Raw genomic sequence first — 12830 nt, forward strand, 5'->3', positions numbered from 1 at the left:
ATGTATTGGTAAGAATTTCTCACCAATCTTGGAGGGGAGCCCATGCCCGTCATTACCAATATCGACGATCTCAAGCGCATCTATAAGCGGCGCACCCCCAAAATGTTCTACGATTACGCGGAATCGGGCAGCTGGACGGAACAGACCTTCCGCGAAAACACCAGCGATTTCGACAAGTTATACCTGCGCCAGCGGATCGCCGTCGACATGACCGGGCGCAGCACCGCCAGCCAGTTGGTTGGTCAGGACGTGTCCATGCCGGTGGCGCTGGCCCCGGTCGGGCTGACTGGCATGCAATGCGCCGATGGCGAGATCAAGGCCGCCCGCGCGGCGGAGAAATTCGGCGTGCCCTTCACCCTGTCCACCATGTCGATCTGTTCGATAGAGGACGTGGCGGAAAACACCGAAAAGCCCTTCTGGTTTCAGGTCTACACGCTGAAGGATGACGATTTCATGCGGCGCCTGTTTGACCGGGCCAAAGCCGCGAAATGCTCAGCCCTCGTGATCACCGTCGACCTGCAGATCATGGGTCAGCGGCACAAGGACATCCGCAACGGCCTGTCCGCCCCGCCCAAGCTGACGCCCAAATCGGTGGCCAACATGATGACCAAGGTGCAGTGGGGCCTTGGCATGCTCGGCACCAAGCGACGCACCTTTGGCAACGTGGTGGGCCACGCCAAGGGGGTGGACGCCACCGGATCGCTGTCGGCCTGGACCAGCCAGGCCTTCGATCACGCTTTGGATTGGGAACGGATCAAGGAATTCCGCAAATGGTGGGATGGCCCCGTGATCCTCAAGGGGATTCTGGATGTCGAGGATGCGAGGAAGGCGCTCGACGTCGGGGCTGACGCGATTGTGGTGTCGAACCACGGCGGGCGGCAGTTGGATGGGGCGATTTCCTCGATCCGCGCGCTGCCAGAGATCCTGGATGCCGTGGGCGACAAGATCGAAGTGCATCTCGACAGCGGCATCCGGTCCGGTCAGGACGTGCTGAAGGCGCTCGCCATGGGGGCCAAGGGCACCATGATCGGGCGCGCCTTCGTCTACGGGCTTGGTGCCATGGGCGAGGCCGGTGTGACCGCAGCGCTGGAGGTCATTCACAAGGAACTGGACACCACCATGGCGCTGTGTGGTGAACGTGACGTGAAAAACCTCGGGCGGCACAACCTGCTGGTCCCCAAGGGCTTTTCCGGCGAATGGGAATAAGGGAAAGGGCGGCCACCAGGACCGCCCCTTTTTGCTTCAGGCCGCGCTGTCCAGCCCCCGGCCCTTCAGCAGCGCCTCCACCCCCGGCATCCTGCCGCGGAACTGAGTGTAGAGCGCATCCGCCTCTTCGCTGCCACCCGCTGACAGGATGAACCGTTCCAGCTTCGCCGCCGTTTCCGCGTCGAACGGATCGCCCGTTTCCTCAAACGCCTCGAACGCGTCGGCATCCATCACCTCGGACCACATGTAGCTGTAATAGCCCGAGGAATAGCCGTCGCCCGAGAAGACATGCGCGAATTGCGGTGTGGCGTGGCGCATGACGATGGCGCGCGGCATATCGATGCGCGCCAGTGTCTCCGCCTGCGCCGCCATCGGGTCGGCGGGTGCGGGGCCGTCATGAAAGTCCAGATCGACCAGAGCCGAGGCCACGTATTCCACCGTCTGGAACCCCATGTCATAGGTGCGTGCCGCCAGCAGACGATCGAGCAGGTCCTTGGGCATCGGCTGGCCGGTCTCTGCATGGATCGCGTGTTTTTCCAGCACCTCCGGCAGGTCGAGCCAATGCTCATACAGCTGGCTCGGCAGTTCCACGAAATCGCGCGCCACCGAGGTGCCGGAGATCGAGCCATAGGTCACGTCCGACAGCATCTGGTGCAGCGCGTGGCCGAATTCATGGAACAGCGTGCGGGCGTCGTCATAGCTCAGCAGCGCGGGCGCGCCTTCCGCCGGTTTCGCGAAGTTGCAGACATTGACAACAATGGGCCGCTCCTCGCCATCGAGCTTCGATTGCGACCGCATCGCCGAACACCACGCGCCCGACCGTTTGGACCCGCGCGCGAAGTAATCGCCAAGGAACACCGCCATGTGACGGCCCTCTCGGGTCACCTCCCAGGCGCGCACGTCGGGGTGGTACATCGGCGCGTCCAGTGGCGCGAAATCAAGGCCGAAGAGCCGGTGCGCACAGTCGAACGCCGCCTCGATCATCCGGTCGAGCTGAAAATAGGGTTTCAGCTCCGCCTCATCCAGATCATGCTCCGCCACCCGGCGTTTTTCCGAATAATAGCGCCAGTCCCACGGCTCCAGATCGCCGTTCACGCCCTCGGCCTGCATCATCTCAGTCAGACGGTCCGCGTCCCGCTCGGCCTGCGCCTTGGCGGGCTCCCACACCTGCATCAGAAGATCGCGCACATTGCCGGGCTTTCCGGCCATCTCGGTATCGAGCTTGAAGGCCGCGAAGCTGTCATACCCCAAGAGCCGCGCCCGTTCCTCGCGCAGCGCCAGCGTTTCCGCTGCAATCGCCCGGTTGTCCGTCTCGCCCCCGTTCGCGCCACGCGCGGCCCAGGCCTGCATGGCCTTTTCGCGCAGGTCGCGGCGGGGGGAGAACTGCAGGAACGGCACGATGAGCGAGCGCGAGAGCGTCACCACCGGGCCATCGGCCCCCTTCTCCTTGCCCGCCGCACGGGCGGCATCGACGACGAAGCCCGGCAACCCCTCCAGATCGCCCTCTGACAGTTCCATGAACCAGCTGCGCTCATCGGCCAGCAGGTTCTGGGTGAACTGCGTGCCAAGGACGGCAAGGCGCGATTTCACCTCGGTCAGCCGGTCCCGGTCCGCCCCCTCCAGCGCCGCGCCCGCGCGGGTGAAACTGCGATGCGTGAGGTAAAGAACGCGCAGCTGTTCCGGGGTCAGGTCGAGGCTCTCGCGGCTCTGCCAGAGCGCGTCGACCCTCTCCCACAGGGCGCGGTTGTTCGTGATCTCGGACGAATAGGCAGACAGTTTCGGCGCCATCTCGCGCTGCAACGCCTCGCGCGCCGGGGTCGCATCGGCCCCGGCAAGGTTGTAGAAAACCCCCGCCACCCGGTCGAGCAACCGGTCGGCTCGCTCCAGCGCCTCGATCGTGTTGGCGAATGTGGGCGGCTCGGGCGTGTCGGCAATGGCCCGGATCGCGGCACGGCCCTCTTCCAGCGCCTGGTCCAGCGCCGGGCCGAAATGGGCATCTTCAATGTCGGCAAAGGGCGGCAGGGCGAAGGGGGTGTCCCAATCGGTGAGCAATGGGTTGGTCATGCGTGTCTCCTTGGTCCTGCCATAGATAGGCGCCCGAACCGCCGGGTTCGAGCGCCTTTTTGACATATCCGCCTGGAATTACTCGGTCACGGTGATCGTGATCACGTCGCTGGTGACGGGCGGGCTGTGCGGCACGTGGTTCATGTCGCCCAGAACCAGCTGCAGCGTGTGTTCGCCGGGGGCAAGCTCCAGCACCACCTCGGTCTGGCCACCGCCGAAATGGCGGTGATGCTCGTCCGAGGGCAGGCTGTACTGCATCTCTTCGGCCCCGTCCGGCCCCTCGCCGAGCGGCGGACGGTCGATCAGCAGATGGTGGTGGCCGGTATGCTCCCGATCCGTCCCGGCAGGCGCGACTCCCATGCCCGACAGGCCGAACTGCACGGTGACAGGCGAGGCGACACTGGCCCCGTCCTCCAGCCCGATGAAATAGACCGCTGCTCCCTCCGGCGCGGCGGCACCCTGCGCGAAGACAGGTCCGGTCATCACAAGTGTGGCGAAGACAAGCGTCCTGAACATGTTTTCCTCCAAATGCATGTATGTATCGAACAGGACCAGTCTCTGCCCCCGGCCCCGAGTCGGTCAACACCGGCCTGACGGTCGCGCCCTTTTTGGACATGTCAGCGCGGGTGGCGCGGGCGGGACGCCTCCGGCGGGAGTATTTTGGCCAAGAAGAAGGGGAGGCGCGCGTTAACCTTGATGGGCGGTTAACGGTCGACCTGGCCCTTGCGCAGGGATTTCTCCAGCTGGCGCAGGCCGAGCGAGAGGGTGATGGTCATCGTCAGATAGATCAGCGCGACCACGTTATAGGTCTCGAAGTAGCGGAAATTGCCCGCCGCCGTGACCTTGCCCAGTTGCGTGATGTCGAGCACGCCCAGGACAGACACCAGCGAGCTGTCCTTCACCATCGCCACGAAATCATTGCCCAGGGGCGGCAGGATCACCCGAAAGGCCTGCGGAAAGACGATGTGGCGGAAGCGCTGGCGGCGGTTGAGGCCCAGGGCCTCGGCGGCCTCGATCTGGCCCTTGTCGACCGATTGCAGACCGGCGCGGAAGACCTCGGCCAGGAAGGCGGAATAGGCGATGGACAGCGCCAGGATCGCACGCCAGAGCAGGCTGAAATCACGGGTGCGGATCGGGTCGAGCCCGATCTGTCCCGCCACCCAGTTCCAGCCCGCGACCAGTGCCGGAGCCAACACGAAGGCCACGTAGAGAAGCAGCACGAGAATGGGGATGCCGCGGATGACCTCCACATAGAAGCGCGCGCATTGGCGCAGGATTAATGACCGCGACTGACTGGCCATGGCCAGCCCAAGCCCCACGGTGGCGGCGGTGAAGAAGGCCACGATGGTGACGAAGATCGTGATCCAGACGCCCCGCTGCAGCGTCGTCAGCACCTGCCGGTACTGGTCATCGGCCAGCACCTGCCAGAAGGCGAACAGCCCCAGCCCGGCCACGGCGAGCAGCCACCAGGGGAAATCCTTGTCGCTTTGGGGGGAAGGGATCATGCGCGAGGAAGACCCCGGCCCTCAGCGGACCGGGGCAAAGACGGCTCAGCCGCCAAAGCTGTAATCGACGAACCAACGCTGGTTCAGCTCATCCAGGGTGCCATCCTCTCGCATCGAGGCGATCGCCGCGTTCATCGGACCCACCAGATCCGACCCGCGTGGGAAGATGAAGCCGAAATCCTCGGTTCCAAGCGGATCGCCGATGATGGCCAGCCGATCGGGGTTGGCACGAACATAGCCCTCGCCACCTGTGGAATCGGTCAGCACCATATCCACATCCTCGGTCAGCAGGCCCTGAACGGCGGCGCCAAAGGTCTCGAACAGCTGAATGCGCGGGTTGGATTCGTTGCCATCCAGCACCTCGTAGACGCCCACATAAAAGGGTGTCGTGCCCGCCTGGCTGCCCATCAGGAAATCCTCATCGGCGGCAAAGCTTTCGGCATCCGTGAACCGGGTTTCCCCGGCGCGCACCAGCATACGCATCTGGCTGGTCATGTAGCTGTCGGAGAAATCGACCATCTCGGCCCGGTCCTCGCGGATCGTGATACCGGTCATGCCCATGTCGAACTGCCCTTCGGAGACAGCGGCGATCATCGCGTCCCAGCTGATGGTTTCATAGACCACGGTGATGTTCAGCCGCTCGGCGATGATCTCCATCGCGTCATATTCCCACCCGGCGGGCTGGCCGGTATTGGGGTCGACGAATTGCAGCGGCGGGTAGGCGTTTTCGGTGACGATCACCACTTCGCGGCCTTCGAGATCGGGCATATGGCCATCGGCCAGCGCGGACATGGGGGACAGCGCGGCGAGGGCCAGCGCGGCGGCAGCAAGGCGTTTCATTGGCAGGACTCCCTGTTTGTTATCGGGGCAGTATGGCGCGGCTCTGGCGACACGCAAGGGTCAGCCGCCGCAGACCGGGCAGTTTTCATTGCGCGTCATGGTGATCAGCCGGGTTTCGGCGTAGAGCGCGTCATAGATCAGCATCCGGCCCCTCAAGGGCGCGCCAGCGCCTGAGATCAGCTTGACGACTTCTCCCGCCATCATCGCGCCAATGACGCCGGGCAATGCACCAATGACACCGGTTTCGGAACAGGTCGCCGCCATGCCGGGCGCAGGGGCTTCGGGGAAGACGCAGGCCATGCAGGGGGCACCATTCGCGGGGTCGTAGATCGTCACCTGCCCCTCCCAGGCCGAAATCGCGCCTGACACCACCGGTTTTCCCGTGGCGACGGCGGCCCGGTTGATCAGGGCACGGATGGACCATGAATCCGTGCCGTCTACGATCAGGTCGTACTCGGCGAAAAGATCCTCCGCGATCTCGGCCGTCAGTTCACGATGATAGGGGCGCACATCCACATGCGGGTTCAGCGCCAGCATCCGTTCGCGGGCGGAAAAGACCTTGGGCATCCCCTGCGCCTGATCGGTGTGGATGATCTGCCGTTGCAGGTTGCTCAGGTCGACCTCATCGTGGTCGATGACCCCGATCCGGCCCACACCCGCCGCCGCAAGGTAGAGCAACAGGGGCGATCCCAGCCCCCCTGCCCCGACGACCAGCACCTTGGCCTGCTTGAGCTTCTTCTGCCCCGGCCCACCCACTTCGCGCAGCGTAATGTGGCGGGCGTAGCGTTCCAGCTCCTCGCCCGAAAACGTGCCCGCAGGTTTCGGCGCCTCCGCCTCCCGCGCACCCTCGACCGCCTCGGCCCGGGCGCGCAACCGCCGCAGCCCCTCGCGATAGGCCAGCACCAGCGCCACCGCCCCACCCAGCATCAGCCAGGGGGCCGGCGAGCCACCCGTACCCACCCGCAGGGGATGCGCCTCGGGCAAGGCCACCTGCACCAGCAGGACCGCCATGTAGAGCAGAAGCAGCATCACCAGCCGCGCCCGCACCGGTGCCCCCATCAGCCAGCCCACGCCCCAAAGCGCCGCCGCCATGGCCAGAACCACCCCCATCAGCCGCGCCCCGTGGACCCGAAGCCGCCCGCGCCGCGATGGCTGTCGGACAGGTCCTCGACCACCTCGAAGGCCGCCTGCACCACCGGGGCCACGATCGCCTGCGCGATCCGGTCGCCATGGGCGATCTCGAAAGGCTCGGTCCCCAAGTTGATCAGCAGCACCCCCAAGGGCCCGCGATAATCGCTGTCGATGGTGCCCGGCGTGTTGGGCAGCGAAATCCCGTGTTTCAGCGCCAGCCCCGACCGGGGCCGGATCTGCATCTCATACCCTTCGGGGATTTCCACGCGCAGCCCCGTGGGCAGGATCCGCCGCTCCATCGGGGCCAGAACGATGCCCGCTGCCCGATCCTCAGGCCGCAAATTGGCCCGCAGATCGGCCCCCGCCGCCCCCGCCGTTTCATAGGACGGCAAGGCCACGGCAGCATCGGCCCAGTCCTCTCGCAGCACCCGGATCGTCAGCGCCATGCCCTGCCCCTTCTTCTTGGCCCAAATACTCCCGCCGGAGGCAGCCTCACCGCGCCAGCGCCTCGGCAATGCGCGCCGCCAGCCTCCGGGCGGTTTCCTCCTTCGACAGGCGCGGCCAGTTCTCGACGCCTTCGGCGGTCACGATGGCCACCTTGTTTTCCGACCCGCCCATGATGCCCGTGGCGGGCGAGACGTCATTTGCGACGATCCAGTCGCAGCCCTTGCGGGCGCGCTTGGCGGTGGCGTTCGCTTCCACGTCATGGGTCTCGGCGGCAAAGCCCACGACGAGGCCGGGCCGCCCCTCACCCATGCGAGACACGGTCTTGAGAATGTCGGGGTTTTCCGCAAACTCCAGCGCGGGCGTGCCCGCCCCTTCGGTCTTCTTCATTTTCCGGTCGGTCGCGTTGGCCACCCGCCAATCGGCCACGGCAGCCGCGAAAACGGCGGCATCGGCGGGTAAAGCGGCCTCGACCGCCTCTAGCATCTCCCGCGCGGTTTCGACCTTCACCACCTTCACGCCTGTGGGCGGAGCGACACGCGCAGGCCCGGTGACGAAGGTCACCTCCGCCCCCAGATCGCGTAGCGCGGCAGCCAATGCGGTGCCCTGCGCCCCAGAGGATCGGTTTGCGATGTAACGCACCGGGTCGATCGGTTCATGGGTCGGACCGGAGGTTACCAGCACATGCCGCCCTTTCAGAGGCCCATCCGACAGCGCCGCGCCGACGGCGGCCACGATCTCGGGCACCTCCGCCATGCGCCCCGGCCCGAATTCACCGCAGGCCATGGCGCCCTCGTCCGGGCCCACCACCAGCACCCCGTCGCCCTGCAGCGTTGCCAGATTGCGCTGCGTCGCCGGATGCTCCCACATGCGCACGTTCATCGCGGGCGCGATCAGCACGCGCTTGTCGGTCGCCATCAGCAGCGTCGAGGCCAGGTCATTGGCCAGCCCGTTGGCCATCTTCGCCATCAGATCAGCGGTGGCCGGGGCCACGACCACGAGGTCGGCCGCGCGGCTGAGTTCGATATGGCCCATCTCGGCCTCGTCCGTCAGGTCGAAGAGATCCCGATAAACCTTCTGCGCAGCAAGGGCCGAGGCGGAAAGCGGAGTCACGAACTCCTCGCCCGCCTTCGTCAGAACAGGCACCACCGTCGCGCCCTGCTCGCGCAAGCGGCGGATCAGGTCGAGCGACTTGAAGGCCGCGATGCCGCCGCCGATGATCAGAAGAATACGCTTGTCCGCCAGCATGGGGCCTCCGCCCATTGGTCATGTCCTGCCGCTCAACCTAGTGCCACGGTTCAAGCTCCACAAGCCGCCGAAAGGGGCGTCGGGTCGCGGCCCGGCACGGGCTGCGCGGGTCGATGCGCGATGCGCAGCGAAATCCCTGCCGGACATTTTGCGCCACCGTTAAGGGTATCTTCAGGATGATCTGCCAGTCTGACCGCCGGTTAACCGACTAGCAACAGCGTGGCCCGGTCCCTCCCGATGCCCCAGACCACCCCTGACAAGGGTGCAGGTGGACGGGGGAAAACCCGGAAGCTTCCGCAAAGGACCAACAGCCCGCGCGCCCTTCGAGGCGGCGCCGCTTCACTTGTCCACGAGCCTATGGGGCAAATGCTCCTCGGCCCAGTCACCCCGAGATACCTGGCCCATCACTGAAACGCCGTACAGGGATCGTCCCGTTCGGCGGGCTCCGTCACGCGCCACAGGTCGAAGGGGATATCGGCCTCAGGCTCCGATTCGAACTGCCCCACGGAGATCACCGACACCTCAGGCGCCGCCAGAGCGATCATCGCGGGCACCGCCCAATCGGCGCGTGCGTGGCCGTTGCCGGTGATCAGCACCACCGGGCCGTCGGTCTCTTCCAGTGCCTCCAGCACCCGAGCGGCAAAGCCTGCGTCCCGCAACCTCTGGGCTTCGACCATGCCCGGAAGAAGCGCGGCGGGAAGCGCATTGCAATGCGCTTCGGCCTGCATCTCTTCACGCAGCGCCTGCTGGTCCTCCGGCAAGGGCCGGTCCAGCCCGTAGGAGACCGCATTACCCGAAAACCGGGCTGCCGCGCCCTCGCTCACCGCCGCGCGCACATCCTCATAGGGCAACGCCGCGCCGAAGATCGTGGCCTCGCCCAGGGCTGCAAACAGGGGCCGGTACAGCGCAAACTCGGGCCAGCCCGATTGATCCCACTCGATTTCAGCCGCCAATGCTTCGGGCAAGGCCAACAGATCGGGTGTGATCCGCGTCGCCTGGTCGGGCGTCAGCATCTCGAACACAACCGCCGCGGGGGCGAGGGCATCGACGGCCTCGGCCTGCCACAGGTGATGGGCGGGATTGTCATGTACTTCGCCAAGGATCACCACATCCGCGCCGCGCAACTGGTCCAGCCCCGCCAAAGGGGCGGACCAGGCCGCGCAGGCCGACATACACAGCACAAGGATCGCAACACGCTGTTTCATGACAGACAGCAAACGCGCAAGGCCGGGCACTGACAAGCGGACAGGCTGTCTCAGCCCATCATCCCGCGCAGTTCTTCTTCGCGGGGGGCCAGCTTGCGGCGCATCTTCTGCAAAGCGCCCGCCTCGATCTGGCGCACACGCTCTTTCGACAGGCCCAGTTCCTCGCCAAGGCTTTCCAGCGTCCGGGCCGGGTTGGTCAGCTTGCGTGCGGCAATGATCTTCTGTTCCCGCTCCGTCAGCGTGCCCAGCGCATCGCCCAGCCATTCGCGCAGGCGCGTGCCGTCCTTCTCGCGCTCGAACCGCTCGCTCGCCTGTTCGCCATCGTCTTCCAGCGTCTCGATCCACTCGCGGCCCTCATCGCCATCGGACTGCAGGGCGTTCAGCGAGAAATCCGACCCGGCAAGGCGGCCCTCCATCAGTTCGACATCCTTCAGGGCCACGCCAATCTCGCTGGCGATCCGTTCGCGCAACTGGTTGGAATCCAGTTCCACACCTTCCGCCGCAGCATCAGCCTCCAGCCGGGCGCGCACCCGGCGCATGTTGAAGAAGAGGCTCTTTTGTGACGAGGTTGACCCGGTGCGCACCATCGACCAGTTGCGCATCACGAAATCCTGCATCCCGGCGCGAATCCACCAGACCGCATAGGTCGAGAAGCGCACGCCCCGGTCGGGATCGAACCGATCGGCAGCCTTCATCAGACCAAGCCCAGCCTCCTGGATCAAATCGTTCACGGACGCCCCATAGCCCTTGAATTTCCAGGCAATGGAAATGGCCAGCCGCATATAGGCGGTGATCAGGCGGTGCAGCGCGGCCTCGTCCCGATGGTCGCGCCAGGCAATGGCCAGATCGCGTTCCGTTTCGGCATCCAGCAATTCCGCCGAGCGGGCATGCCGGGAAAGAGACTGGCCAGGATCAAAGTCGAGTGCCATAACGCGCTCCTGTTCGCTTGCATTCACGAGGGGTACGGCCCGGACTCCGGGGTGGATCAATTTTCGAGAGGAAAAAAATGGGGCTTCCCGGACTGACATTGGTGATTGGCGGGGCCGCGTCGGGGAAATCCGCTCAGGCCGAGGCGCTTGTCCGCGCGCAGGGTGGGCAGCGGGTCTATATCGCCACGGCTCAGGCCTTCGATGACGAGATGCACGCCAAGATCGCCGCCCATCAGACGATGCGCGCCGGCGATGGCTGGCGCACGATCGAGGCGCCGTTCGACGTTGTGGAGGCATTGTCGGGGCTGGGGCCTGACGACGTGGTATTGCTCGACTGCGCGACCTTCTGGCTGACGAACCTGATGCTGACGGAGCGTGACTGGCAAGCGGAGGCGGAGCGGTTGATCGCAGCGCTTCTGGCCTGCCCCGCGCCGGTCGTGGTGGTCAGCAACGAGACCGGGCAGGGGATCGTTCCTGAAAACGCGCTGGCCCGCGCATTCCGCGAGGCGCAGGGGCGGTTGAACCAGCGGCTGGCGGCCGAGGCCGGGCTGGTCGTGGCGGTGATGGCGGGGTTGCCGCTTGTGCTGAAGGGGGTGGCCCCGTGACCAGAGGGATTTCGCCGCCTTCGGCGTCGACCCGCGGGGGGTTCCACCCCCCGCACCCCCCGAGGTATTTCTGCCAAGATGAAAGGGAAGGGGGTCACGGTTGACGGTCTGGCATTGGGTCCGGCACGGACCGACGCATGAAAAGGCTTTCGTCGGTTGGCGGGATGTTCCGGCAGATTTGTCGGATACAGCGGTGATTGCCCGGCTGGATGCCGCGCTGCCGCGACCGGCGCTTGTGGTGTCGTCGGACCTGATCCGCGCCCGGGCAACGGCGGATGTGCTGATGCAGGGGCGGCAGCGCCTGGCCGATGCGCCCGATATCCGCGAGTTTGATTTCGGCGATTGGGACGGGCTGCATTTCACGCAAGTGTCCGAACGCGATCCGGCGCTGAGCCGCCGCTATTGGGAGGAGCCCGGCGATGTCGCGCCGCCCAATGGCGAAAGCTGGAACGCCGCTGCGGCCCGCGCTGCGCCCTTCGTGGACCGGATGAACCGCGCACACCCGGAGGCCCATATCGTAGCGGTGGCCCATTTCGGGATCATCATGACGCAGATCGAGCGCGCCTCGGGCCTGTCCGCCTACGAGGTGCTTGGACACAGGATCGACAACCTCTCGATCACGCGGCTGGTGCATGAGGCGGGCGAGTGGCGGGTCGAGGCGATCAATCACCAGCCCTGATGCGGTGCGTCAGCAATTGGAATTGGACAGGGCGCGCCCTGGGCGTTTAGCTGGCAGGACCGTATTTCGATGGACCCTGTCATGACCTACACGCTTCTGATTGCCGATAAATCCTATTCCAGCTGGTCTTTGCGCGGCTGGCTCAGCTTTCGGGCCTTCGACATTCCGGTGAGCGTGAAAACCACCCGCATGTATTGCGAGCAATTCCGTCTGGATCTGGAGGCTTTTGCGCCCGGCAACCGCACCGTTCCGATCGTGCGCACCCCCACCGGCGGGCTGCTGACCGATTCCATCGCCATCGCCTGGCATCTGGACCGGGCCTTCCCCGACAGGGGCCTGCTGCCTGCCGACCCCAATGCCCGCGCCATGGCGATGAGCCTGATCGCCGAGATGCATTCGGGCTTTACCGGCCTGCGCGGGGCCTGCCCGATGAACCTGCGTACCGGGTGGGAGGGGGTCGAGGTGACCGATGCCGTCCGCACCGATCTGGAGCGGCTGGAAAGGGTCTGGGGCGCGGCGCTGGACGCCCATGGGGGCCCGTGGCTTTGCGGTGCGTATTCCCTGGCCGATGTGTTCTATGCCCCCGTGGCCACCCGCATCCTGACCTATGGGTTGCCGGTCTCTGACCGGGCTCTGGCCTATGCCAAGGCCCATGTGGCGCACCCGGCCTTCCGCCGCTGGCGCGCCATGGGGCTGGTCGAGGGGGCGGAACAGCCCGCCTATGAAATGGGGCTGCCGCGTCGCGCTTTTCCCGCGCCGGAGCCTCTGGCCGCCCGTGCCGTCGACCATGGCCCGTCCGAGAACGCCACCTGCCCCTATTCCGGCAATCCGGTTACGGATTTCCTAGAACTGGACGGGCGCATCTTCGGCTTCTGCAACCCGTTTTGCCGCGACAAGACCGTGGCCGACCCGGAAGCCTGGCCGGATTTCATGGCCATTTACCAAACGTAAAGGGTTTTCGGGCAAGCGTTAAC

The 12830-nt window shown here is 65.6% G+C and carries 13 protein-coding genes; 4 read left to right on the forward strand and 9 right to left on the reverse strand.

Going from position 1 to position 12830, the window contains the following annotated elements:
- Positions 1 to 42: 42 nt before the first annotated feature.
- Positions 43 to 1206 (forward strand): alpha-hydroxy acid oxidase, encoded by a 1164-nt coding sequence (locus EP237_RS15285; protein ID WP_127561773.1) that lies wholly within the window; start codon positions 43 to 45, stop codon positions 1204 to 1206.
- Positions 1207 to 1242: 36 nt separating this feature from the next.
- Here EP237_RS15285 and EP237_RS15290 read toward each other — a convergent pair whose 3' ends face one another.
- The 9 genes from EP237_RS15290 to EP237_RS15330 all read right to left on the reverse strand — a co-directional run bounded on the left by EP237_RS15290 (position 1243) and on the right by EP237_RS15330 (position 10572).
- Complete coding sequence (locus EP237_RS15290) at positions 1243 to 3270, reverse strand: M3 family metallopeptidase (RefSeq protein ID WP_127561774.1); 2028 nt, start codon at positions 3268 to 3270, stop codon at positions 1243 to 1245.
- Positions 3271 to 3348: 78 nt separating this feature from the next.
- Positions 3349 to 3786, reverse strand: a complete 438-nt coding sequence (locus EP237_RS15295) for a DUF4399 domain-containing protein (RefSeq protein WP_127561775.1) — start codon at positions 3784 to 3786, stop codon at positions 3349 to 3351.
- Between the two features lie 188 nt (positions 3787 to 3974).
- Entirely contained in the window at positions 3975 to 4775 is an 801-nt protein-coding gene (locus tag EP237_RS15300; RefSeq protein WP_127561776.1) for an amino acid ABC transporter permease, read from the reverse strand.
- 45 nt (positions 4776 to 4820) lie between these two features.
- Positions 4821 to 5615 carry a substrate-binding periplasmic protein gene (locus tag EP237_RS15305; protein WP_127561777.1) on the reverse strand — a complete coding sequence of 265 codons (795 nt, stop codon included), beginning with the start codon at positions 5613 to 5615 and terminating at the stop codon, positions 4821 to 4823.
- Positions 5616 to 5675: 60 nt separating this feature from the next.
- Positions 5676 to 6725, reverse strand: a complete 1050-nt coding sequence (locus EP237_RS15310; protein WP_127561778.1) for a HesA/MoeB/ThiF family protein — start codon at positions 6723 to 6725, stop codon at positions 5676 to 5678.
- Positions 6725 to 7192: a dUTP diphosphatase gene (gene dut, locus EP237_RS15315; protein WP_127561779.1), complete on the reverse strand. Its 468-nt coding sequence runs from the start codon at positions 7190 to 7192 to the stop codon at positions 6725 to 6727. The genes EP237_RS15310 and dut overlap by 1 nt, the downstream gene beginning before the upstream one ends.
- A gap of 46 nt (positions 7193 to 7238) precedes the next feature.
- Positions 7239 to 8438 (reverse strand): bifunctional phosphopantothenoylcysteine decarboxylase/phosphopantothenate--cysteine ligase CoaBC, encoded by a 1200-nt coding sequence (gene coaBC / locus EP237_RS15320; RefSeq protein ID WP_127561876.1) that lies wholly within the window; start codon positions 8436 to 8438, stop codon positions 7239 to 7241.
- A 404-nt stretch (positions 8439 to 8842) separates the two neighbouring features.
- Entirely contained in the window at positions 8843 to 9610 is a 768-nt protein-coding gene (locus EP237_RS15325) for a ChaN family lipoprotein (RefSeq protein WP_420812526.1), read from the reverse strand.
- An 83-nt stretch (positions 9611 to 9693) separates the two neighbouring features.
- The gene (locus EP237_RS15330) at positions 9694 to 10572 is read right to left on the reverse strand and encodes an RNA polymerase factor sigma-32 (RefSeq protein WP_127561781.1); all 879 of its coding nucleotides are present in this window, start codon (positions 10570 to 10572) and stop codon (positions 9694 to 9696) included.
- A gap of 77 nt (positions 10573 to 10649) precedes the next feature.
- On the opposite strand from EP237_RS15330, the gene cobU reads away from it, so the two are divergent.
- The 3 genes from cobU to EP237_RS15345 all read left to right on the forward strand — a co-directional run bounded on the left by cobU (position 10650) and on the right by EP237_RS15345 (position 12807).
- Complete coding sequence (gene cobU / locus EP237_RS15335) at positions 10650 to 11177, forward strand: bifunctional adenosylcobinamide kinase/adenosylcobinamide-phosphate guanylyltransferase (protein WP_127561782.1); 528 nt, start codon at positions 10650 to 10652, stop codon at positions 11175 to 11177.
- A 100-nt stretch (positions 11178 to 11277) separates the two neighbouring features.
- Positions 11278 to 11856, forward strand: a complete 579-nt coding sequence (locus EP237_RS15340) for a histidine phosphatase family protein (protein ID WP_127561783.1) — start codon at positions 11278 to 11280, stop codon at positions 11854 to 11856.
- Positions 11857 to 11937: 81 nt separating this feature from the next.
- Positions 11938 to 12807: a glutathione S-transferase gene (locus EP237_RS15345; RefSeq protein WP_127561784.1), complete on the forward strand. Its 870-nt coding sequence runs from the start codon at positions 11938 to 11940 to the stop codon at positions 12805 to 12807.
- Positions 12808 to 12830 lie beyond the last annotated feature (23 nt).

Origin of the sequence: Nioella ostreopsis, from assembly GCF_004000255.1 — a bacterium.
In the GTDB taxonomy this organism is placed as follows: domain Bacteria; phylum Pseudomonadota; class Alphaproteobacteria; order Rhodobacterales; family Rhodobacteraceae; genus Nioella; species Nioella ostreopsis.

Excerpts from the sequence above, each read along its gene's own strand:
- EP237_RS15285 (WP_127561773.1), top strand. The coding sequence starts at position 43 with ATGCCCGTCATTACCAATATCGACGATCTCAAGCGCATCTATAAGCGG.
- EP237_RS15290 (WP_127561774.1), bottom strand. The coding sequence starts at position 3,270 with ATGACCAACCCATTGCTCACCGATTGGGACACCCCCTTCGCCCTGCCG.
- EP237_RS15295 (WP_127561775.1), bottom strand. The coding sequence starts at position 3,786 with ATGTTCAGGACGCTTGTCTTCGCCACACTTGTGATGACCGGACCTGTC.
- EP237_RS15300 (WP_127561776.1), bottom strand. The coding sequence starts at position 4,775 with ATGATCCCTTCCCCCCAAAGCGACAAGGATTTCCCCTGGTGGCTGCTC.
- EP237_RS15305 (WP_127561777.1), bottom strand. The coding sequence starts at position 5,615 with ATGAAACGCCTTGCTGCCGCCGCGCTGGCCCTCGCCGCGCTGTCCCCC.
- EP237_RS15310 (WP_127561778.1), bottom strand. The coding sequence starts at position 6,725 with ATGGGGGTGGTTCTGGCCATGGCGGCGGCGCTTTGGGGCGTGGGCTGG.
- dut (WP_127561779.1), bottom strand. The coding sequence starts at position 7,192 with ATGGCGCTGACGATCCGGGTGCTGCGAGAGGACTGGGCCGATGCTGCC.
- coaBC (WP_127561876.1), bottom strand. The coding sequence starts at position 8,438 with ATGCTGGCGGACAAGCGTATTCTTCTGATCATCGGCGGCGGCATCGCG.
- EP237_RS15325 (WP_420812526.1), bottom strand. The coding sequence starts at position 9,610 with ATGTCGGCCTGCGCGGCCTGGTCCGCCCCTTTGGCGGGGCTGGACCAG.
- EP237_RS15330 (WP_127561781.1), bottom strand. The coding sequence starts at position 10,572 with ATGGCACTCGACTTTGATCCTGGCCAGTCTCTTTCCCGGCATGCCCGC.
- cobU (WP_127561782.1), top strand. The coding sequence starts at position 10,650 with ATGGGGCTTCCCGGACTGACATTGGTGATTGGCGGGGCCGCGTCGGGG.
- EP237_RS15345 (WP_127561784.1), top strand. The coding sequence starts at position 11,938 with ATGACCTACACGCTTCTGATTGCCGATAAATCCTATTCCAGCTGGTCT.